22 protein-coding genes, 1 tRNA gene and 1 pseudogene are annotated in these 22,049 nt (G+C 47.4%); 18 read left to right on the top strand and 6 right to left on the bottom strand.

Annotated features, from left to right (window positions below; translation table 11 throughout):
* Positions 1-78: 78 nt before the first annotated feature.
* Both glnA and Q0380_RS05105 read right to left on the bottom strand, forming a co-directional pair.
* Positions 79-1,506, bottom strand: a complete 1,428-nt coding sequence (gene glnA, locus Q0380_RS05110) for a type I glutamate--ammonia ligase (protein WP_298783151.1) — start codon at positions 1,504-1,506, stop codon at positions 79-81.
* Positions 1,507-1,735: 229 nt separating this feature from the next.
* Positions 1,736-2,524, bottom strand: a complete 789-nt coding sequence (locus Q0380_RS05105; RefSeq protein ID WP_298960955.1) for a histidinol-phosphatase — start codon at positions 2,522-2,524, stop codon at positions 1,736-1,738.
* 71 nt (positions 2,525-2,595) lie between these two features.
* Between Q0380_RS05105 and Q0380_RS05100 the strand changes: the two genes are divergently transcribed.
* The 17 genes and pseudogenes from Q0380_RS05100 (at position 2,596) to Q0380_RS05020 (ending at position 18,431) form a co-directional block, all read left to right on the top strand.
* Positions 2,596-3,858: a peptidase U32 family protein gene (locus Q0380_RS05100; RefSeq protein WP_298960953.1), complete on the top strand. Its 1,263-nt coding sequence runs from the start codon at positions 2,596-2,598 to the stop codon at positions 3,856-3,858.
* On the top strand, positions 3,855-4,355 hold the full coding sequence (purE, locus tag Q0380_RS05095; protein ID WP_298960951.1) for a 5-(carboxyamino)imidazole ribonucleotide mutase: 501 nt from the start codon (positions 3,855-3,857) through the stop codon (positions 4,353-4,355). The genes Q0380_RS05100 and purE overlap by 4 nt, the downstream gene beginning before the upstream one ends.
* Positions 4,356-4,446: 91 nt before the next feature.
* Positions 4,447-4,761, top strand: coding sequence for a hypothetical protein (locus Q0380_RS05090; RefSeq protein ID WP_298960949.1), 315 nt, complete (start codon positions 4,447-4,449; stop codon positions 4,759-4,761).
* A 93-nt stretch (positions 4,762-4,854) separates the two neighbouring features.
* Positions 4,855-5,691, top strand: a pseudogene (glyQ, locus tag Q0380_RS05085) (glycine--tRNA ligase subunit alpha); the annotation flags it as partial.
* A 167-nt stretch (positions 5,692-5,858) separates the two neighbouring features.
* Positions 5,859-6,581 (top strand): Nif3-like dinuclear metal center hexameric protein, encoded by a 723-nt coding sequence (locus Q0380_RS05080; protein WP_298960947.1) that lies wholly within the window; start codon positions 5,859-5,861, stop codon positions 6,579-6,581.
* A gap of 9 nt (positions 6,582-6,590) precedes the next feature.
* Positions 6,591-7,298, top strand: a complete 708-nt coding sequence (locus Q0380_RS05075; protein WP_298960944.1) for a zinc ribbon domain-containing protein — start codon at positions 6,591-6,593, stop codon at positions 7,296-7,298.
* Positions 7,295-8,683 carry a 3-deoxy-D-manno-octulosonic acid transferase gene (locus tag Q0380_RS05070; protein ID WP_298960941.1) on the top strand — a complete coding sequence of 463 codons (1,389 nt, stop codon included), beginning with the start codon at positions 7,295-7,297 and terminating at the stop codon, positions 8,681-8,683. The genes Q0380_RS05075 and Q0380_RS05070 overlap by 4 nt, the downstream gene beginning before the upstream one ends.
* Complete coding sequence (locus Q0380_RS05065) at positions 8,683-9,432, top strand: RluA family pseudouridine synthase (RefSeq protein WP_298960938.1); 750 nt, start codon at positions 8,683-8,685, stop codon at positions 9,430-9,432. The genes Q0380_RS05070 and Q0380_RS05065 overlap by 1 nt, the downstream gene beginning before the upstream one ends.
* A 66-nt stretch (positions 9,433-9,498) precedes the next feature.
* A complete protein-coding gene (gene ffh, locus Q0380_RS05060; protein WP_298021392.1) occupies positions 9,499-10,839 on the top strand; it encodes a signal recognition particle protein in 1,341 nt (446 codons plus the stop codon).
* 78 nt (positions 10,840-10,917) lie between these two features.
* A complete protein-coding gene (gene rpsP, locus Q0380_RS05055; RefSeq protein ID WP_291939688.1) occupies positions 10,918-11,148 on the top strand; it encodes a 30S ribosomal protein S16 in 231 nt (76 codons plus the stop codon).
* Between the two features lies 1 nt (position 11,149).
* Positions 11,150-11,392, top strand: coding sequence for a KH domain-containing protein (locus Q0380_RS05050; RefSeq protein WP_005873158.1), 243 nt, complete (start codon positions 11,150-11,152; stop codon positions 11,390-11,392).
* Positions 11,385-11,915: a ribosome maturation factor RimM gene (rimM, locus tag Q0380_RS05045; RefSeq protein ID WP_298960933.1), complete on the top strand. Its 531-nt coding sequence runs from the start codon at positions 11,385-11,387 to the stop codon at positions 11,913-11,915. Before Q0380_RS05050 ends, rimM begins: the two co-directional genes overlap by 8 nt.
* Positions 11,912-12,613 carry a tRNA (guanosine(37)-N1)-methyltransferase TrmD gene (gene trmD, locus Q0380_RS05040; protein ID WP_298960930.1) on the top strand — a complete coding sequence of 234 codons (702 nt, stop codon included), beginning with the start codon at positions 11,912-11,914 and terminating at the stop codon, positions 12,611-12,613. The genes rimM and trmD overlap by 4 nt, the downstream gene beginning before the upstream one ends.
* Positions 12,610-12,966: a 50S ribosomal protein L19 gene (gene rplS / locus Q0380_RS05035; RefSeq protein WP_005873155.1), complete on the top strand. Its 357-nt coding sequence runs from the start codon at positions 12,610-12,612 to the stop codon at positions 12,964-12,966. Before trmD ends, rplS begins: the two co-directional genes overlap by 4 nt.
* A gap of 294 nt (positions 12,967-13,260) precedes the next feature.
* Positions 13,261-16,215: an acyl-CoA dehydratase activase gene (locus Q0380_RS05030; protein ID WP_298960927.1), complete on the top strand. Its 2,955-nt coding sequence runs from the start codon at positions 13,261-13,263 to the stop codon at positions 16,213-16,215.
* Positions 16,215-17,432 (top strand): 2-hydroxyacyl-CoA dehydratase, encoded by a 1,218-nt coding sequence (locus tag Q0380_RS05025; protein ID WP_298960924.1) that lies wholly within the window; start codon positions 16,215-16,217, stop codon positions 17,430-17,432. The genes Q0380_RS05030 and Q0380_RS05025 overlap by 1 nt, the downstream gene beginning before the upstream one ends.
* 369 nt (positions 17,433-17,801) lie before the next feature.
* Positions 17,802-18,431 carry a hypothetical protein gene (locus Q0380_RS05020; RefSeq protein ID WP_298960920.1) on the top strand — a complete coding sequence of 210 codons (630 nt, stop codon included), beginning with the start codon at positions 17,802-17,804 and terminating at the stop codon, positions 18,429-18,431.
* Positions 18,432-18,484: 53 nt separating this feature from the next.
* Here the strand turns inward: Q0380_RS05020 and Q0380_RS05015 are convergent.
* The 3 genes from Q0380_RS05015 to Q0380_RS05005 form a co-directional block, all read right to left on the bottom strand.
* Positions 18,485-18,575: transfer RNA gene (locus tag Q0380_RS05015), tRNA-Ser, on the bottom strand.
* A 631-nt stretch (positions 18,576-19,206) separates the two neighbouring features.
* Positions 19,207-19,623: a polymer-forming cytoskeletal protein gene (locus Q0380_RS05010; RefSeq protein WP_005873147.1), complete on the bottom strand. Its 417-nt coding sequence runs from the start codon at positions 19,621-19,623 to the stop codon at positions 19,207-19,209.
* Positions 19,575-20,495: a M23 family metallopeptidase gene (locus tag Q0380_RS05005; RefSeq protein ID WP_366806644.1), complete on the bottom strand. Its 921-nt coding sequence runs from the start codon at positions 20,493-20,495 to the stop codon at positions 19,575-19,577. Before Q0380_RS05005 ends, Q0380_RS05010 begins: the two co-directional genes overlap by 49 nt.
* A gap of 165 nt (positions 20,496-20,660) precedes the next feature.
* On the opposite strand from Q0380_RS05005, the gene Q0380_RS05000 reads away from it, so the two are divergent.
* Complete coding sequence (locus tag Q0380_RS05000) at positions 20,661-21,104, top strand: DNA starvation/stationary phase protection protein (protein WP_298960914.1); 444 nt, start codon at positions 20,661-20,663, stop codon at positions 21,102-21,104.
* 554 nt (positions 21,105-21,658) lie between these two features.
* Here Q0380_RS05000 and Q0380_RS04995 read toward each other — a convergent pair.
* Entirely contained in the window at positions 21,659-22,015 is a 357-nt protein-coding gene (locus Q0380_RS04995) for a histidine triad nucleotide-binding protein (protein ID WP_298960912.1), read from the bottom strand.
* Positions 22,016-22,049: the final 34 nt, after the last annotated feature.

Genomic DNA, 22,049 nt, shown 5'->3' with positions numbered 1-22,049 from the left:
GCGGCGAAATTTTAAAATTCCAAGGCTCTATGCCGCACCGCCTCATAAAAACCGGACGGCGCGACATAAAATTTAGCCTTAGCACGAATAATTCGTCGCAAACTCAAACGGCGTAGGGCGTGCCTCGTAAGGCCAAACCTGCGTTTCAAATTTAAAATGCTGATAGGTCTCGATAAAAAGCTCGCTCATTATCGGGCGCAGATACTCATTATCGCGGATCACCGCCTCTAGGCTGCCGCGAAGCGTGTGCGGAAGCTGCTCGATGCCGCGCTCGCGAATTTCATCTAGGTGCAGTTTGAATAAATTCTCATCCATCGGCCCGACCGGCTCGGTTTTGTTTTTGATGCCGTCGATACCGGCCATCAGCATCGCTGCAAACGCCAAATACGGGCACGCCGTGCTATCAGGAAAGCGCATCTCCGCGCGCACCGAGTGCTCGCCGCTGCCGTAAGGGATGCGGATCGAAGCCGAGCGGTTTTGGCTCGAATAAGTTAGAATGGATGGCGCCTCAAAGCCCGGGATCAGGCGCTTGTAGCTGTTGGTGCTCGGGTTCGTAAACGCCGCGACGCTGCGCGCATGCTTTAGCACACCGCCGATATACCACCTCGCCGCGTCGCTTAAATTTGCATAGTTGCCCTTTTTATAAAAGGTGTTTTTGCCCTTTTTCCAGATCGATTGGTGCACGTGCATTCCGCTGCCGTTGTCGCCGTAGAGCGGCTTTGGCATAAAGGTAGCAGTCTTGCCGTTTAGGTGCGCGACCATCTTTACGACGTATTTGTATTTTTGCACGTTATCGGCGGCCTCGACGAGGGTGCCGTATTTAACGCCGATCTCACCCTGGCCTTGCGCTACTTCGTGGTGGCAGATGAAGGTCTCAAGCCCGATCTGCTCGAGTACTTTTAGCATTTCGGCGCGTAGATCAACCATCGAATCGACTGGCTGGACGGGAAAGTAGCCGCCCTTTACGCCCGGGCGGTGGCCGCTATTAAAGCCGTCTTTGTAGTTTTTACCGCTGTTCCAATGCCCCTCTTCGGTATCCACCTTAAACATCGCGCAGTTCATATCGTCGATGATCTTTACGTCGTCGAAAACGAAAAATTCATTCTCCGGTCCGAAGTAGCAGGTATCTCCAAGGCCCGTGGTTTGCAGAAACTGCTCGGCTTTTTTAGCGATCGAGCGCGGGCATTTTTCGTAAAGCTCGTTTTTATAGATGTCGTAAACGTCGCAGATGACGATGATCGTAACGTCCGCGGTGAACGGATCCAAAAACGCCGTTTCTACGTCGGGCTTTAGCATCATATCGGATTTATCGATCGGCTGCCATGCCGCTACCGAGCTTGCGTCGAATGGAATTCCGTCGGCGAAGTCCTTCGGCAGACGCTTGTAGTTGTAAGCGACGTGGTGCCAGGTGCCCTTTAGATCGGTAAATCTAAAATCCACGAACTCGACCTCGTTTTCATCGCAAAATTTAAAAAATTCCTTCACGTCATTAACAAATTTTCCCATATTTTTTCCTTTTTTCCGCCCGTATTCGGGCTAAATTTAACGGCGGATTTTAACATTATTTAGTTGAAATTCGACTTTATCTGCGCCGTTTTGCGCGCCGCGATTTTTAAAATTTTGCGCCGCCATGCCTTTTGAAATCTGAAATTTTCACGCCACTGAAGATTTTGAAATTTTAAAATTTCTCGCTGTCCGCGCTTGTTTGAAATTTAAAAGCGGCTGCCGTTAAAATTTACGCTAGCTTTACAAACTGCCGCTCGCGGTTTTTGAAAACTGCGATCCGCTCGTAGCCGAACTCGCGCGCTTTGGCATAAATTTTATCGTAATTTAGCGCTACTTGGGCAACCGAGTGCGCATCCGAGCCAAGCGTGATCGGCACGTCTGCATCTGCTAGCATAGCCAAAAGCGCGTCGCTTGGATAAATTTCATTTGCGGGCTTGCGAAGCCCCGCGGAGTTTAGCTCCACGACGATACCGCTTTTTTTGATCGCATTTATCGCGCCGCCAGCCAAAACTCTAATATCTTTTTTCGGAGTAAATTTAAAAATTTTAATCAGATCCATGTGTCCTAAAATGTCGAATTTGCCGCTTTTGCACAGCGCGCAGATCAGCGCAAAGTATTCGCGATAAACGTCGTCTATCTCGCGCCCGCTCCACTGATCTAAAAATTCCTCGTTATCAAAGCCCCAGTTGTTTAAAAAATGCACCGAACCGATGAGATAATCAACCTCGCGCGCGAAAATCCGCTCATCCATTAGCTCTTTTTTCGTCATAAAATCGACCTCATATCCCAGCCGCACGTCGATCCGCCCGCTAAACTCATCCCGCAGATCCCTAATCATCCGCTCATAAAGCTCCATCTGCTCGAAGCTCATTCGGTATTTTTGATCGAAGTTCATCGGCGCGTGATCCGCAAAGCCGAAAATTTCTATGCCTCGTGCGATCGCGGCTTCCAAATACTGTCGCGGCTCGCCGCTAGCGTGGTTGCAAAGATAGGTGTGGTTGTGTAGATCGGCTCGCATCAACTGCTCCTTAAATAAAATTTTGGCTAAATTGTAGTAAAATCGCGCTTAAAAAATCACTAGGAATGTATTTGAAAAAACCCGAACTCTTAGCTCCTGCGGGGAATTTAACGAAACTAAAAATCGCCCTGGCTTACGGCGCGGACGCCGTGTATGCAAGCACCGGCTCATTTTCGCTGCGCCAGCGAAGCGCGAAGGAATTTAGCAAGGAAAGCTTCGCGCAGGGCGTCGCGTACGCGCACGAGCGCGGCAAGAAGCTCTACGCGACCGTGAACGGCTTTGCGACCAACGGTCAGCTAGGAAATATCGAAAGGCATTTGGAATTTCTTCGCGATCTGCGCGTGGATGGAATTTTAATCGCCACTTTGGGTGTTGCGAGCCTCGCGCGAGCCGTAGCTCCAGAAATTCCGATTCACGTTTCCACCCAAGCCAACGTGCTAAATTATCTCGACGCGCAGGTTTGGGCGGAGCTGGGCGCAGTCCGCATCGTCGCAGCGCGAGAAATGACGCTCAAAGACGCCGTGGAGATTAAAGAAAAAATTCCGAACCTCGAGATTGAAATTTTCGTGCACGGCTCGATGTGTTTCGCATACAGCGGGCGCTGTCTTGTTAGCGCGGTGCAAAGCGGGCGCTTCAGCAACCGCGGAAGCTGCGCGAACGACTGCAGATTTAACTACGAGCTTTACGCGAAAAATCCCGAAACCAGCGCGCTTTTCCGCTTGCAAGAGCGTGAAGGGGAGGGCACTTTCGTAATGAACGCGAAGGATCTTAGCCTCATTTCGCACGTGCAAAAGATTATGCAAACGGGCGCGATCGACAGCTTTAAAATCGAAGGGCGCACCAAGAGCGAATACTACGTCGCATGCGCCACGAACGCTTATCGTGCGGCGATCGACGATGCCGTGAGCGATAAATTTGAGGCCGGCGTTTACGAGCGCGAGATCGCGACGCTTAAAAACCGCGGTTTTAGCGACGGATATTTGATAAAGCGCCCGTACGAGCGAGAGGATACGCAAAATTTAGACCGCAGCATCGAGCTTGGCACGCATCAGGTCTGCGCAATCTCGCAAGACGGCGAGTTTATAAGCGTCAAAGATAAAATTTTACCCGGCGTTTCGTATGAAATTTTTGCTCCGCGCGGCTTTAAAATTTGCGCTTGCGATAATGAAATCGGCGAAATTTACGAGCTTAGCGGCAAGCCATATTTAAAATTTAAGAAGCTGCAAAGCCGCAGCGGTAAGGAATTTAGTGAGATTCACAGCGGCAATCTAAATGAGATTAAGCTGCCTGTGAAGCTCGCGGAGTTTTGCTTTTTAAGAAAGGAGATGGAATGAAATTTGTTTCTATAATAATGGGCTCAAAGAGCGATTACGAGGTCGTTTACGAGGCGGCTAAAATTTTAAACGAATTCGGCGCGGCGTACGAGATGATCGTATCTTCGGCGCACCGAAGCCCCGCCCGCACGGCAAAATACGTCGCGGACGCCGAGAAAAAGGGCGCGCAGGTCTTCATCTGCGCGGCGGGCATGGCGGCGCATCTTGCGGGCGCGGTCGCTGCGAATACGACCAAGCCGGTGCTGGGCGTTCCGCTCGGCGGCAGCGCGCTTAGCGGCGTAGATGCGCTGTATTCGACCGTGCAGATGCCTGCGGGTATCCCCGTCGCGACGCTTGCGATCGGCAAGGCGGGCGCGAAAAACGCGGCGTATCTGGCGTTGCAAATTTTAGCTTTAAGCGACGAGGTGCTAAGCTCGAAGCTAAAGGCGGATCGCGCCGCAAAAGCGGAGGCTCTGAAAAAGGACTCTGAGCAGATCGAAGTGCTGCTTGAGGGCTAAACTTTGAAAATTTTAAAATTGCGCGAGAGCTTTGAAATTTGTGAGCCAAAGACTCGCACGAATAACGCAGATGAGATGAGCGGGCGAGGGGGTGATCGCAAATTTGTGGGGTGAGTTTTTAAAATTTAACGCTAGCAGAAGCAGCGCCGAGAAAAACGAAATTTACGCCGCATATTACGACTATGAAAACGGCGCGCAGGGCGAATGCTCCGTGCTAATAGGCACTTACTCGGAGGAACGGCACCATAAAGAAAGCCACGACGAAGCTTGCAAATCCGCAAAGCAGTGCTGCAAAAATGAGCGCGATGAAACCGGCGAAAAATTACATATCGAAGCGGACGATTACGCGGTTTTTGATTTTGCGAACGAGCCTACGAGGGCGGGCGAATGCTCGGCTGAAATTTGAAAAATTTTTAGAGCCGCAAAGAGCCTTTGAGACAGGCTTTGAAAAGCACTTAGAAGATAAAATTTAAATTTACATATCGATAAAAGGATAAAAATGACGTTTTCACAGATTATTTTGACGCTTCAAAATTACTGGCACGAGCAGGGCTGCTTGCTCGTTCAGCCCTACGATATGCCCGCGGGCGCAGGCACCTATCATCAGGCTACCTTTTTGCGCAGTCTAGGAAGCAAACCTTGGCGCGCGGCATACGTAGCACCCTCGCGTCGCCCAACAGATGGGCGCTACGGCGAAAACCCAAACCGCCTCGGCGCGTATTATCAGTTTCAGGTGATCTTAAAGCCGAGCCCGGATAATATCCAAGAACTCTATCTAAAAAGCTTGGAAAAGCTGGGGTTAGATCTTAAAAGTCATGATATCCGCTTCGTGGAAGACAACTGGGAGAGCCCGACGCTAGGAGCCTGGGGGCTTGGCTGGGAGGTTTGGCTAGACGGCATGGAGGTGACGCAGTTTACCTATTTTCAGCAAGTAGGCGGCATCACGTGCGAGCTAATTAGCGGCGAGATCACCTACGGGCTTGAGCGCTTGGCGATGTATCTGCAAAATAAAGACGACGTTTACGACATCGTCTGGGACGATAAAGCGGGGCTAGTAACCTACGGCGACGTGCATAAAAGGGGCGAGTTCGAGTTTAGCAAATACAACTTCGAGCTTGCGGATACCGCGATGCTTTTTAATCAGTTTGAAAACTGCTTCGGCGAGTGCAAAAGCATCCTAAAACACGGCCTGGCGCTTCCCGCGTATGATTACTGCATGCTCGCGGCTCACACGTTCAACGTCCTTGACGCACGCGGAGCGATCTCGGTCACGCAGAGGCAGGATTATATTTTAAAGATCCGCGATCTTGCCAAAAACTGCGCGCTTTGCTACGCAGATCCGCAAAAATATGTCGCCGATCTTTGCGGCACGGCATGCATCGATAAAAAAGGCGGCAAAGAGGGCGGCGCGGCAAACGCAAACTCCGCAGGCGTAAATTTAAAAAACGCCCACTGCAAGAAAAACGCCGCAGACAAAGCGGATGAAAGCGCAAAGTAGGATTTATGAAAACGGGCGAAATTTATGAAATTTTAAACGCCGCCGCGCCCTTTTGCGACGCGGAAGCGTGGGATAATAGCGGGCTAATGCTCGGAAGCTTGGATGATGAAATTTCAAAAATTTATCTAAGCCTCGACGTTACTAGCGAGCTGGTGCGCGAGGCTGAGGCGGGCTCGCTTTTCGTGGTGCACCACCCGCTGATTTTCAGTCCGCTAAAATCGCTTGATTCGCGGCTCTATCCTGCAAATTTGATCTATGAGATGATCCGCAAAAATATCTCTCTCGTCGCGATGCATACGAACTTTGACAAGCACGTTTTAAACGGGTTCGTAGCGCGCGAAATTTTAAAATTTGAAATTACGGATGAGCGGGAATTTTTGGTTTTCATGCGCGCAGATTTGAGCTTTGAGGCTCTGTGCGCGGATATAAAACGCAAGCTTGGCATCGAGCATCTGCGCGCCGTGAAGACGAAAAATTTTATCCAAAATATCGCGCTTTGCACCGGCAGCGGAAGCGAACTAAATCAAAGCTTGGGCGTGGACTGCTTCATCACGGGCGACATAAAATATCACGCCGCACTTCAAAATTTAGAAAACGGCGTGAGTTTGATCGACATAAATCATTTTGAAAGCGAGCGCTATTTTGGGCGCGCGCTCGCACCTTTCTTGCAAAAAAGCGAAATTGAAGTTATAATAAGCGAGCAAAAAAATCCATTTACGTATTATTAAAGGAAAAAGATGAACAAATATTTAAGCCAATTGGTAGAGCTTTGCGAATTCGATAAGCAGCTGGACGGATTTAAGCCTAAAATCGAGGCCGCGCAGGAGAAGCTGGGCAAAAAAAGCGGCGAAATTTCAGGCGCAAAAGAACAGATCGAAACTCTAAATGCGGAGATCGCCGAGCTAAAATCTCAAATTTTACAAGCAAACGCGCAGCTTAGTGCATTTTCGTCCAAACTAAAAAGCACGGGTAAAAAAAGCGGCGCGGCAAAAACAGAAAAGGAGATCAAAGCCCTTAGCGTCGAAGAGGACATCGCAAAAGAGCAGCTCGAAGCCACAAACGAGGAGATCGAAAGGCTGGAAAAGATCGTAGCCGCAAAGGAAGCGCTCGTAAAAGAGCAGAGCGAAAACCAAGAGGCGTTTGAAGCCGAGTTAAAAAGTTTGCAAGAGCAGGTAAGCGCCGAGATGGGCGAGGTCGAAGTCGCTCGCGGCGCGATCTACGCCAAGCGCGACAAGCTAATGCAGACGATGAACCCCAAAACCGTCTCATTCTACGAAAAGATCCGCAAGTGGGCGGGCAATACGGCGGTCTCGCCGGTGCGCAAACAGGCCTGCTACGGCTGCTTTATGCGCATAAGCGATAAGACTTACTCTGCGGTCATCAAAAGCGACGACATCGTAACCTGCCCGTATTGCGGCAGAATTTTATATAAAGAAGCCGAGTGATCTACACCGCCTTGGCGTTTTTGGCGTGGCTTGCAGCTGCGCCTTTTATTTTTATCCTAAGCTTTAAAAAAAAATACCGTACGAGCCTGAAGGCGCGATTTTTTCTATACAAAAACCCCAAATTTAGCCCCGCAGCGGTGCACTTTCACGCTTGCAGCCTGGGCGAGGTAAATGCTCTCGCGCCGCTAATTTCTAAATTTGAGAGCGTCGCGCTTAGCACGACCACGCAGACGGGCTTCGGTGCGGCGCGTGCGCTCACGCCGAACTCTCGCTACCTGCCGTTTGAAAACTGGCTTCCGTTTTGGCTTGCAGGCAGCCGCGTGCTGGTGATCTTTGAAGCGGAGCTGTGGCTAAATTTGATCCGTTCCGCCAAGGCGCGCGGAAGCTACGTTATCCTGCTAAATGCGCGCATTAGCGACCGCTCGTACGAGAGTTATCTGCGTTTTAAGTTTTATTATCGCAAAGCGTTTGAAAATATCGATTTGGTGCTTGCGCAAAGCGAGCTTGATGCGGCGCGGCTGCGGGAGCTCGGCGCAAAAAATATAAGGGTCGCGGGCAACATAAAAAGCGCGAATATCGCCGTTGCGACGAAGGATTATTCTGCTGCGTCCGCAAATAGCTTTGTGCTTACGATCTCAAACACTCACGAGGGCGAAGAGGAGCTTGTTTTATCAAATTTAAACGATTTTATAAAATTTCACGGCTCGCAGAGTGCTCTCGAAAAATACCCGCGCACAACGGGCTCTAATGGCGATAGGAGCTTGCCTGCGGCTGAGCTTCGCGGCGAGACGGGCTCGACTGAGCCGGTAAATTTAAACGCGGCTTCTTTGGATACGGCGAGCTCAAGCGATGCTTCGTCCGCCGTGCCGAATACGGCGCCTTTAAACGGCGCGTCTTTAAATTCTACCGCACCGAATACGGCGGCTTCGACCGCCGCTCCGCAAAAGCTAAAAATCATCCTGGCGCCGAGACATCCGGAGCGCTTCGAAAAGGTACGTGAAATTTGCAAGACTTGGGCGCGCGAGCATGGGCTTAGCTTTGAGCGGTTTAGCGGCGGCGCGGGGCTTGGGAGCGATTTTATCTTGCTCGATGCCTTCGGGGAGCTAGCGAACTTTTATAAAATTTCAAACGTCGTGATCTTAGGCGGCAGTTTTTTGCGCAATATCGGCGGACATAGCCCGATCGAGGCGGCGAGCTTCGGCGTGCCGATCATCAGCGGACGATTTTTTCATAATCAAAAGGCGCTGTATGCGCTCGTGCAAAACATCGCTCTGTGCGACGCGAACGAAATTTCAAACGCTTTAAAAGAGCCGCTAAAGGGAACGCGGATAGATAAAATTTGCGATCTGCAAGAGATAGAAAATTTAATTAAGGAAAGAATTTAATGCAAGAAAAAGCCTACAAGCTGCTGGCGGCGCAGGAAAACATCTCGCACAACGAAGCCAAGGCTCTCATCGACGCGGGGCTTGTAAGCGCGCGCGGCACAAAGATCGCTCTAGCGCGCGAGATGCTCGGCGAAAATACTAAATTTAGCGTGATGAAGCCCGCAAAACCCGCGATCATTTACGAGGATGAGAACGTTTTGGCGGTCAATAAGCCGCCCTTTATGAGTAGCGAAAATTTGGAAAAAATCTACAAATTCGGGCTTCTAAACCGCCTGGATAAGGAGACTAGCGGCGTCGTGCTGCTATATAAGAACGAGGAATTTCGCGAAGCGGCGATTGCGGAATTTAAAAATTTGCGCGTGAAGAAAAGCTACATCGCGATCGTAAAAGGGATCGTGAGCGAAGAGATGAAATTTGACGAGCCGATTTTGACGATAAAGACCAGAAGCGGCGCGTTTTCTAAAATTTCGCCAAACGGCAAGAGCGCATTTAGCGAGGTTTATCCGCTGATGATAAGCGGCAAAAAATCGCTCGTAAAAGTGCGGATCGAGACGGGTAGGACGCATCAGATCCGTGTGCATCTGGCGAACGCGGGCTATGGCGTAATAGGCGATGAAAAATACGCTAAAAGCCGCGCGAAGCGGATGTTTCTGCACTCGTACGAGACTGAAATTTTAGGGCTTAAATTTAAAGCTCCGCTAGGTACAAGCTTCAACGAATTCGGCTTTGAAATTTCTAAGGATCTCTGATATTCAATGGCTTTTAAGTTAATTTTAGGTAACATCGCAAGTTTAAAAATTTTATAAGGGATCAAAGTGTTTGAGATCATAAGCGAGTCGTTTAAAAACGCGGTCAATAAATTAAAAACAATCGATGACGAAAAAGCTTTAAAAAACGCCTTGGAGACGCTAAAAAAGGCGCTTTTAAAGGCCGACGTGCACCACAAAGTCGTAAAGGATTTTTTGGCACTCGTCGAAGCCGATCTTCGTATCGGCACGATAGGACAGAAGCCGTTTTTGCAGTCCATCAAGACAAATTTGACTAAAATTTTAACGGCGCCTAGGGGCAGCAGTCAGGGGTTTGTATTTGCCGGCACGCCTCCTACGGTAGCTTTGATGACGGGACTCCAAGGAAGCGGAAAATCCACAAGCACGATAAAACTTGCAAACTATCTGAAACTTCGTAAAAAAAAGGTCTTGGTCGCAGCGTGCGACTTGCAGCGCCTAGCCGCGGTCGAACAGCTCCGCCAGCTTTGCGAAGCAAACGAGATTGAGCTATTTTTCATCGAGGGCGAGAGCGATCCGCTAAAGGTTGCGGAAAAAGCGCTAAGCAAGGCTAAGAGCGGGCTTTATGACGTACTGCTCGTAGATACGGCGGGACGTCTTGCGATCGATGAGGCGCTAATGGCGCAGCTTGCAGAGATGAAAAAAGCTCTAAATCCGCATGAAATTTTTTACGTAGCGGACGCCATGAGCGGTCAAGACGGCATTAAAACGGCCGCTAAATTTGATGAAATTTTAGGCCTTACGGGCGTGATCTTAAGTAAATTTGACGCAGATACCAAAGGCGGCGTGGCCCTCGGTATCGCGCAGCAGCTTGGCATCCCGCTTCGCTTTATCGGAACCGGCGAGAAGGTGGCCGATCTGGAGGGCTTTATACCCGATAGAATTACAGGTCGCATTATGGGCGAGGGCGATTTAGCGACGCTAGCCGAGAAAACAAGCGCCGTCTTCGACGAAAGAGAAGCTAAGGCTCTAAACAAAAAGATCAAAAAGGGCGAGTTTAATTTTAACGATTTCGTAAATCAATTAGAAAGTGTGAAAAAGCTCGGCAATATGAAAAATTTAATCGGCATGATCCCGGGGCTTTCCGGCATGGCGAATAAGATAAAAGATATCGATTTGGAAAACTCCAAAGAGATACTTCATATCAAAGCGATGATCAATTCTATGACGCCGAAAGAGCGCGAAAATCCCGATCTGCTAAATAATTCGCGTAAGCGCAGACTTGCTGCCGGCGCGGGACTTTCGCAGGTGGAAGTAAACCGCTTTTTGAAGCAGTTCGCGGGCGCTTCGAAGCTTGCGAAGAAATTTTCGGGCAAGGGCGGTATGCAGGGGCTTGCCTCGATCGCTCAAAGGCAAAATTTACCGAGATAGCCTCTCGGTAGAGTTTGCAGATGTTTAAGTTTTAGCCATCTGCAAGTTCTAAAACTTACAAAAATTTAAGGAGAAAAAATGGCAACAGTTGTTAGGCTTACAAGAATCGGAAGAAAGAAGCAGCCTTTTTACCGCATCGTGGTAACGGATAGCAGGAAAAGACGCGACGGCGGCTTTATCGAGACGATCGGTTTTTATAACCCGTTAAAACAGAGCGATAATATCAAATTCGACGCGGAGCGTTTGGCATACTGGAAGAGTGTAGGCGCGAAGTTAAGCGATAGGGTCGCCCAAATCACAAGCAAATAAAATGGTAGAAAATTTTATAAAAGAATACGCAAAGTTGATCGCCGACTATCCGCAGTCCGTTTCTACGCAAAAGCGGGTCGGTGAAAACTTTACCGAGATCATCGTCTATGCCGACAAGGCCGATACAGGCAAACTCATCGGCAAGGACGGCAAAATGATAAACGCCATAAAGACCGTCATCATCGGCTACAAAGCAAAAGATCCGATCAATTATAAAATTACCGTCAAAGCCAAAGATGCCTGATGATCTTTTAGAGGTCGCAAAGCTCGGTCGGACTATCGGCTTAAAGGGCGCGGTTAAAATTTTCGATCGCAGCGACTTCCCCTCTCAGTTTAAAAAAGGCGCCAAATTTTATCTACGAAACGGCGAAATTTTAGAAATTCTATCCTTTAGCGGCGCAAATTCTAGCGCTATTTTTAAAAATTACGAAAGCGTAGAAGCGGCGGCAAATTTAACCAACCAAATCCTTTACCGAAGCAAAGAGGACACGCGGAAATTTTGCAAATTGCAAAAGGGCGAGTTTTTTTACTTCGATATTATCGGGCTTGAAATTCATGAAAACGGCGCGGTTTTGGGGCGCGTAAAGGACATATTGCAGATCGGAAACGGATATCTTTTTGAGGTAGAAACGGATGAAAGCTTAATCTTACAGGCTCTGCCGAAAGAATTTTTTATCCCCTACGTGGATGCCTATGTGAAAGAAATTTTGCTTAGTGAGCGTAAAATTTTTACGCAAAATGCGCGCGCGATTTTGGAAAACTCATGAATTTTATCTTCGTTTCGCTGTTTGAAAATCTTATCGCGCCGTATTTTGAGGACTCGATTTTAAAGCGCACGGTCGATAAGAAAATAATTGCGACGCATTTTTTTAACCCGCGAAATTTCACGACAAATCGGTATAAAAAGGTAGATGATTATATGATCGGCGGCGGTGCGGGGCTTTTGATTGGCACAGAGCCGCTTGCCGGAACGATCGAACACGTAAGAACTAAATTTAAAAACGCCAAGTTTATCTACCTCTCGCCCGCCGGTAAAAAATTTAACCAAAACGATGCCAAGCGCCTAAGCGGCGAAGAGAGCCTATGCTTTATCTGTGGGCGCTACGAGGGGATTGATGAGCGCATAGTCGAAAGATATGTAGATGAAATTTTTTGCATCGGCGATTTCATCCTTACCGGCGGCGAGCTCGGCGCGCTTTGCATGTGCGATGCGATAAGCCGCAACATAAAGGGCGTTTTGGGCAACGAAAGCTCGCTTGTCGAAGAAAGCTTTGAAGGCGGAATTTTAGAGGCGCCCGCATTTACGAAGCCTGATGTTTTTGAAAATTTACCTATAGTTTCAGAGTTTTTAAAGGGTAATCACGCTAAAATGCGCAGTTTAAAAAATCAAATGGCGCTATGCAAAACGAGGTTCTTCCGCCCGGATATGTACCGAAAAATCGCCAGAAATAAAGGAAATTTATGAAAAACAAGTATATCCAAGCGTTTGAGGACGCTCAGATCACAAGCAAAAGTGTGCCTGATTTCCGTGCCGGCGACACCTTAAAGGTAGCCATCAGGATCAAAGAGGGCGATAAGAGTAGAATTCAAAATTTTGAAGGCACCTGCATTGCGCGCCGCGGAAACGGCGTCAGCGAGACCTTCATTATTCGCAAGATCGGCGCAAATAGCGTCGGCGTAGAGAGAATTTTCCCGATCTACAGCGAAAGCATCGAAAGCATCGAGGTTCTAAGAAAAGGACGCGTTCGCCGCGCGAAGCTATTTTACCTACGCGATAGACGCGGTAAAGCGGCTAAAATCAAAGAGCTTCGAAAATAATACTTTAAATTTATGCTTCCCAATTCAAAAGGAAGCTCTTTTTATAATGCGCGAGATTTTAAAAAATTTCGCGCAAAATCTACTCGCATTAAATCTAAAATTTTACAACTTTTCCATTAAAATTTTTAGTTTTAAACTGCCCAAAATTCGTCTTTCTCGATAGAAAAAGATAAAATATATCCTGATTTTATTTGCGTTTAAAAATATTACTATAAAATGCAAATTTTAATTTAGAAAGCTCGCGCTAAATTTGAGAATTTGGCCGAGTAAAATTTATTCAGTAAAGAGCGAGATGTGATTTTTTTAGGCATTGACGTAGGATCAACCACTGTTAAAACGGTAGTTTTAAACGATAAATATGAAATTTTAAGCAAGAGCTACGAGCGGCATTTGGCAAAGCCCAAGGAGCTGGTGCTGGATAAAATTTTGCAAATCCAAAAAACCTATGCAGGCGAGCAATTCAGCGTCGCCATAGCAGGTTCGGCGGGCATGGGTATCGCCAAAAATTGCAAAATTCCGTTCGTCCAAGAGGTTTTCGCTACCTCGCTCGGCGTCAAACGGATGTTTCCGAAGACCGACGTCGTCATCGAGCTCGGCGGCGAGGACGCTAAAATTTTATTTCTCACGGGCGGACTTGAAGAGCGTATGAACGGCTCATGCGCGGGCGGTACAGGCGCATTTATCGATCAGATGACCAATCTTTTGCATCTGGATATCACGGAGCTTGATCGTTTAAGCTTTGCGGCGAATAAAATTTACCCGATCGCCTCACGCTGCGGCGTGTTCGCCAAAAGCGACATTCAGCCGTTATTAAATCAGGGCGTTAGAAAAGAGGATATTTGCGCTAGTATCTACGCTGCGGTCGTCGAACAGACGATTTCTGGGCTTGCGCAAGGTCGCGAGGTCAAGGGCAATATCCTGTTTCTAGGCGGCCCGTTGTTTTTCCTAAAAGGCCTTCAGAAGCGCTTTAAAGAGGTGCTAAAGCTCACCGACGAAACCGCGACATTCCCTGACATCGCGCCTTACTTCGTGGCTTACGGCAGCGCGCTGTATGCAAAAGATACGGGCGAGACTCTAAATTTAGATGAAACGATCGCGCTTTTAAAAAAGGAACCCGATAGGACCGCGCTGGAAGCCGAGCCGCCGCTTTTTAAAGACAGGGCGGAATTTGACGAGTTCATCGCCCGCCATGCCCGCGCGAGCGTGCCTAAGGTGGATATCCACACCTACAGTGGAGATGCGTATTTGGGCGTGGATTGCGGCAGCACTACGATCAAAGTCGTGCTGATGGGCGAAAACTACGAGCTGCTCTATAAATTTTACTCCTCCAATAAAGGCGATCCGGTCGATATCCTGCTGCCGCGTCTTAAGGAGTTGTACGATCTTTGCGAGGGTCGCATCAAGATCAAGGGCAGCGGCGTTACCGGATATGGCGAGGATCTCATTAAGACCGCCTTTCGCTTCGATTACGGTATCGTCGAGACGATCGCGCATTATAGCGCCGCGCGCCACTTCAATCCAAAGGTCGATTTCATCATCGACATCGGCGGGCAGGACATCAAGTGCTTCTCCATTAAAGACGGCAATATTGATTCTATCGTGCTAAACGAGGCGTGCAGCTCGGGCTGTGGCTCGTTTTTGCAAACCTTTTCAAATTCTTTGGGCTACGACATTAAAGATTTTGCAAACCTAGCCCTTTTTGCAACCCATCCCGCCAAGCTTGGTAGCCGCTGCACGGTCTTTATGAACTCTTCGGTCAAGCAGGCTCAAAAGGACGGCGCTACGATCGAGGACATCAGCGCAGGTCTTGCTATTAGCGTCATCAAAAATGCGATTTACAAGGTTATCCGCGTGCGAAACGCCGACGATTTAGGTCAAAATATCGTAGTGCAGGGCGGGACATTTTTAAACAACGCTGTGCTGCGCGCTTTTGAAAAAGAGCTCGGCAAGGACGTGATCCGTCTAGACATAAGCGAGCTTATGGGTGCATACGGCGCGGCGCTTTTTGCCAAAAATAACGCGAACGAGCGTACCGATATGATCAGTCGCGCAGAGCTTGAAAGCTTTACTCACCGCAGCGAATTTAGCGTCTGCAAGCTCTGTACGAACAAATGTCCGCTTACGATCAGCTACTTCGGCGATACTAAATTTGTCTCGGGCAATAAATGCGAGCGCGGCGCGGGCAAGGAGATCCGCCACGACATTACGAATTTATTTGAGTTTAAAAACGAGCTTTTGCGAAAATATCGCAAGCCACCGAAGCAGGATGCGCCGCGGGTTGGAATTCCGTTTGTTTTGAATATGTTTGAGATGATCCCGTTTTGGAGCGCGTTTTTTGAAAATTTAGGCATGAGCGTCGTGCTGTCGCAAAAGCCGCGAAAAGAGACGCTGTTTTTAGCAAGCCAAAGCATCCCGAGCGATACCGTCTGCTACCCGGCTAAAAGCGTGCACGGTCACATCTACGATCTGCTAAACAAGAGCGTCGATTTTATTTTCTATCCGTGTATGAGCTACAGCCTAGATGAAAATATCAGCGAGAACTGCTACAACTGCCCCGTAGTCGCATACTATCCCGAACTGATACGCGCGAACGTAGGCGCGCTGGAGGAGAAAAAATTCCTCTACCCGCACGTGGATCTTAACATGCAAGATTCGTTTTGCAAAACGATGCAGGCTGAGCTAGCGGACGCCGGGTATAAATTTCATTCCGACGCCGTGAAAAACGCCGTCTTGCAAGGCCTTAAGGAGCTGCAAAATTATAAAAATACCATTTTAATAAAAGGCGAGGAGACCCTAAAGGAGATCAATGCAAGCGGCATGCCTGCCATCGTGCTAGCGGGTCGCCCGTATCATATTGATAAGACGATAAATCACGGTATCGATCGCTATCTAAATTCCTTGGGCTTTATAGTGCTTAGCGAGGACGCGCTGCCGCTTAGCAGGGTGCAGACGAAAAGCCTTAATCAATGGACCTACCACGCCAGGCTTTATAGTGCGGCGCGGTTCGTCTGTAAATACCCGCGTATGCAGCTGGTGCAGTTAGTCAGCTTCGGCTGCGGGATAGATGCGATCACGGGCGATGAGGTGCGCGACATACTGCGCCAAAACGGCAAAATTTACACCCAGCTTAAGATCGACGAGGTCACCAACCTAGGTGCGGTCAAGATCCGCCTTCGCAGTCTAAAAGCTACCATGCTAGAGCGCGAGAGGCAAGGCGCGCAACAAGAAGCAAGAAAGGATGCGCGCTAATGTTTGCTAAATTTACGAAAGATATGAAAGCGACCCACACGATATTGATCCCCACAATGATCGATCCGCACTTTCGCTTTATGCAGGGGGTGCTGCGCGACGAGGGCTATAAGAGCGTCTTGCTCGGCGAAAATCGTCAAAATATCGTCGAGGAGGGGCTTCGCAGCGTCCACAACGATATGTGCTACCCCGCGCTACTCGTCATCGGGCAGTTCATCGACGCGCTCAAAAGTGGCGAGTTCGATACGCACAAGGTAGCGCTTCTCATCAGCCAAACGGGCGGCGGCTGCAGAGCGAGCAACTATATAAATTTGCTTCGCAAAGCGCTTGAGGACAGCGGCTTTAGCTACGTCCCCGCGATCTCGTTAAATTTCGGCTCGCTAGATGAGAATGAATTTAGCCTCGGAAAAAAATCGCTTCTAAAGCTCTTCGCCGCAATATTTTACGGCGATTTGATGATGGGGCTGTATAATCAGTGCAAGCCCTACGAAAAGATCAAAAACCAAACGAATGAAATTTACGAACTCTGCGCCGAGCGGATCAAAAATTTGACTGATCAAAGATCATTTTTCAATCTCAAGAAAAATTTCAAATTTGTCCTCTCGCAGTTTGCTAAAATCGAGCGCGACGATAAGCCGCGAGTAAAAGTGGGCATCGTGGGCGAAATTTATCTCAAATACTCGCCCATCGGCAACAACGGCCTAAACGCCTACCTTATCCGCGAAAACGCCGAGCCCGTAAATACGGGGCTGATGGACTTCGTGCTTACCTGTATCTACGATGCGGTCTACGACAAGCAGCTCTACGGCAAGGGCGGCGCGGCGTATTACGGCTCGCTCGCGGTCGCTAAAGTAGTGGAATTTTTCCAGCGCATGATGATTAAGCAGATGAAGCGTTTCGGCTTTCGCGCACCGAGCCCATTTAGCGAGGTTCGCGCCGCCGCCGACGGCTACATCGGTCACGGCGTGAAGATGGGTGAGGGCTGGCTGCTGACGGCGGAGATGGTCGAGTTTATGCGTCACGGCATACAAAACGTCGTGTGCGCGCAGCCCTTTGGCTGCCTGCCAAACCACATCATCGCGCGCGGAATGATCCGAAAGATCAAGCAGAACTACCCGCAAGCAAACATCGCCGCGATCGATTACGACCCGGGCGCAAGCGCGGTAAATCAAGAAAACCGCATAAAACTGATGCTTGCTAACGCAAATCGAAAGTAGCGCGCCGCATATCAAAAAGGGCTTTGGATTTTAAATTCTAAAGCCTGTCGTAAAATTTTAAAATTTAAAAGCAAGCTCGCGATGATGGTTAAGTTTTGACGTGCAAATGACTCGTCTCTTTCCGCGAAATTTCCTCGAGATTTTAAAATTTTAAAATCTCGGTAGTGCCATTGCGCTTATTTTGCCTCTTCCGCGCATTCCGGCTTCAGCTCTTACGAAATTCATCGTAATTTTATACAAATCCGCGCGAAATTCTACGCGCCGCCATAGAATTCCGCCGCAGAATTCTATTCTGCCGCACCGTAAAATTCCACTCTCGTTAAGGCAAAATTTAATACAATCCGTCTTTAAATTTTACAAAGGAAGTTTATGAAATTTTGGATTTATGGCGCGCTTTTGGCGCTATGCTGTGGAATTTTTAGCGGATGTGCGAGTAAGAATTTGCCGGGCTACATGCAAGGGCGCGAGCACATCGTCGCGATGAGCGCGGCATCTGGCGGTCAGCTGCGTATGAGCGGCGAGATTTACGATTACGTATTTGATGCGAATCTCAGCGCTGTGCGCGCCAAGGTCGCGAGTCTGGCGTCGCTGAATAAAGACGCGATAAGGCGCAACGTAAGTATGCTCACGATCGACAGATATAACGAGGGCAGCGATGCTGCGTATATCCAGCACGAAATCGAGCTCGTAAAATACGATCTGCCGCTATCCGTGCAGGCTAAGCTGATGGACGACCCAGAGCAGCTGGAGCCCGCGTATAGCTCTACGTTTCGCTACTCTTATCTGATCGAAGGCAAATATTTTAAGCGCCTAAAAGATCACGACGAGCTGCGCAGATCACACCGCCTAGGCGTGCCGATCGAGTACCCTGCGCGTATAGCGGTCGATAGCGGGATCAAAAGCGAGCGCGATGCGAAAATGGATACCGATATACAAGGGTTCATTGTAATGCCGCTAATGATGCCGGTGCTGCTGTTAGGCAGTATCCTAGGCGGCTAGAATCGACTGAACCACGGAAGTGAAATTTTATTGATTTAAAAATTTTGAATTGGTGGCGGACAGAGAGGGATTTGAACCCTCGAGCCCCGGTTAGAAGCTGCACCCTTAGCAGGGGTGTGGTTTCGGCCACTCACCCATCTGTCCACAAAAAGAAATCGCATTATACATAACTAATCTAATAATGGGCTTAAATTAGCTCAGTCCGCGGAATTTATCACCTCGCGGATATTTTAAGCTGGTGGCACAAAGAGCTATAACGAGTCAAAGCACTCGGCGTAGATAATTTATACTTGCTTACATAGCTTCTGCGAAACTTAAAACTTACGCGAGCTTTTAAAGTATGTGCGAGCAGAAATTTTGCGTCCATGCGTTATTTTGCGGCGAAATTTTAAAATTTTAAATTCAGCTGGGCGCGAATTTTAAAATCCGGCTTACAAGCAAAATTTCAAAATCCCATGTAAGCGCAAAATTTTAGGATTTAGGGTTTTACGATCTGCGTAATTCTTAAATTTTAAGCATATTTAAGCTTTAAAATTTCGAAAATTTCAAAGCTTAAAAATTTCAATAATTTTGGTTGTGAGGATTTTAAAATTTGGAATTTTTTAAAATTCCAAATTTTAAGATTGATGACACCCTAAGATCTCGCAAATATAAAAATCTTTAAAATTCTAAGAATTCCAAAGGCTAGAAATTTTAAAATTTTAATATCAATCAGATTCTAAAACCCCGTTAGCTAAAGCTTTTTTAAATCCCAAGAATTCCAAATATGCGCGATTTATTCGCCTAGAGCTTTGTCGATGAGCTTGACGTCTTCGCTTGCGCTGCCGTCGATGACTAGGGCTTGATCGCCGCCACTTACAGCGCTTTTTCCATTAAATTTTGCGCCGACTTCGATGCCGAAGCTTTGCGATAGCACGTCGCCCACGAGCACGCCGCCGCCTAGTAGCTCGACGAGCTCGGCTTCGATATTACCGAAAAATTTGCCGCTGATTACGATATGTTTGGCCCTAATCGAGCCGCGCGCGGTACCATTTTTACCGATGACGACAGTATTATCGGAGATCACGTCGCCTTCGACATTGCCGTCGATATGCAAAATGCACGACAGGTGTAGCTCTCCTTTGATGAGCGTGCCTGACGAGATTATTGTTGTTTGAGCGGTGTTTGCATCGCCTTTATTAAAGATTGCCATGGGACATCTTCCTCCTTAGTAAAAATTTCTTTGTAATTTTTTTCGTTCCAGTTGATGAAATTTAGCGGATCTAGCGGCAGCTGCAAAAATCTAATCTCGTAGTGCAGATGAGGTCCTGTGCTAAGTCCGGTATTACCGCTAAAAGCGATGAGATCACCTTTGTTTACAAACTCGCCTACTTTGCGAGTTAAATTTGAATCCAAATGCGCATATCGTGTCGTAAAGCCGTAGTTATGGCGGATCTCGACTAGATTGCCGTAGCCAGTAGCGCCCGCGCCGCTGTATTGGATGATACCATCTGCAGGCGCATAGATAGGTGTTTTGGGCGGAGTGCGTAGATCAACGCCTGGGTGAAACTGCTTGCGTTTTAAGATAGGATGGTTGCGCCAGCCAAATTTCTCGCTGAGTTGATGAGTGCGCATGACCCTGCCGTTTGGGATCTGCATAAAAATTTCTTTGATCAGTGCGTCGGAGAATTTTTCGTTGATGATCTTTTGCGCACGCTCTTTGATCTCTTGTTCGGAAGTAGGCTTGATGTGAGATAGGCGGTCGATCGCGCGCTCATCCTCCTCAGGATCAAGCCCGAACTGATGCTCCAAATCCGAAATTTTACCCTCGATGGCTTCAAATTCCATCTGACTTGCCGCGATACCGTCGCGAAGTTTTTGATTTAGCTCGTTAAGCTCGGTTTTGGTTCGCGAAAGGCTATCGATTTTAGAGCCCAGATACCTGATATATAACGCACCCGTGATGAAAATAGTAAAAACAAATAGCACCAGATATAACGCGATCTTTTTGATGATTTGCGAAAGCAAAAAATTCCTAGAGCCGTTAAGGTCGGTTATGGTTATCATAAATTTGTTTTTCATAATGCGGCATTATAATGCAGCATAGCTGAAATTTCAAAAAAATTGTAGATAAATTTAAAAGCCATTTAATTTTAAAATTTCACTAAAAGATAAAATTTATTACTTAGTATAATTATAATTTAAGCAAATCTTGCTATAATTACAGCAATTTTAAATAAAGGAGACACAATGTCAAAAACAGTAAAACAATTAAACAAACTTCAGGCGGACGCTCATGCGCTCTTTGTCGCATTTCACGATTATCACTGGAATGTTAAAGGCTTGCAATTCGCGCAGGTTCATGCTTACACAGAGGAGGCCTACGATGAGATGGGCGAGCTTTTCGACGATATGGCCGAGCGCGCGTTAATGATAGGCGGCAAGGCGGTAACTAAGACCAAGGATCTGATCGAGCTTTCAAAAGACGCGCCGATCAGCGCAAAGGACAGCTACGGCGTAACCGAAGTACTTGAGAACGTCAAAAAAGCCTACGAGTATTTGGTAAAAGAGTTTAAAAAGCTTCAAGAGGTAGCCGAAGCAGAGGGCGACGATACTACTTCAAATATCGCGCAGGATCACTACGGCGATTATGAAAAACGCCTATGGATGCTAAGCTCAATGCTAAGTAAATAATCCTTGCAAATCCTTTCAAAATTTTTAGGGGCACATGCCCCTAAAATCCATTAAAGTTAATATTGAAATTTCAAGAAATTTTAAAATTCTAAGATTATAATTTCACGCTAAAATTTTAAATTATGCTTGAAAACTGAAGCTAAATCGCTCATTCAAAGCAAAATTCATGTAGGTTTTAAATTTCATATCGTTGAAATCTAGCTCATTCGCCATGTAAAATCATAACTCTTTTTATAAAGCTCGGTTTCATTTAAAATTTTGCCGCATCGTTAAAATTTCTTGTCGATTTCAAATTTCATAGCCGTAAAAATTCTAAGAGCTAAAGCTTTGCAGCTCAAGAATGGTATTTGCTAAGAGATCGTCTGTGATAAATTTGTATTTCTTTTTAGCGTCTGATGATAAATTTTAGCTTATAGTTTTACTATTTTGATTATTTTTAAAACCTCGGTGCTTATAAATGAAGCGGAATTTTAAAAATTTCAAAGAATTTCGCAAATTCCGTAAAATTTTATAATTTCACGGAATTTTAGTTTTTATAGAATTGAGCTCTAGCCTTAAAAATTCTCTTCGGTATTGCGGTCGCTGACGCGGTCCCACGGTAGCTTCATTCCGCCCAGGATATGAAAGTGCAGATGCATCACCTCTTGACCTCCGTTTTCGCCGCAGTTGCAAACGAGACGGTATCCACTCTTATCAAGCCCCATTTTGCGAGTTACTTCTTGGATGAAAGCGCTCATCTTCGCCATCACTTCAGGTGGCGTTACTTGGAAGTTTTCGTAGCATTTTTTAGAGATCGCCAGGATGTGGATCGGCGCTTTTGGGTTGATATCGTGGAAAGCCAAAAATTCATCGTTCTCTAGCACTTTGTTGCACGGGATTTCGCCGTTTACGATCTTTTCGAAGACGTTCATTTTAGATCCTTTTATGAGGTTGAAATTTAGCCGC

It is taken from the genome of uncultured Campylobacter sp. (assembly GCF_937959485.1).
GTDB lineage: Bacteria > Campylobacterota > Campylobacteria > Campylobacterales > Campylobacteraceae > Campylobacter_B.
The sequence above is the reverse complement of the archived record's forward strand: the minus strand, read 5'-3'. Positions and strand labels throughout refer to the sequence as shown.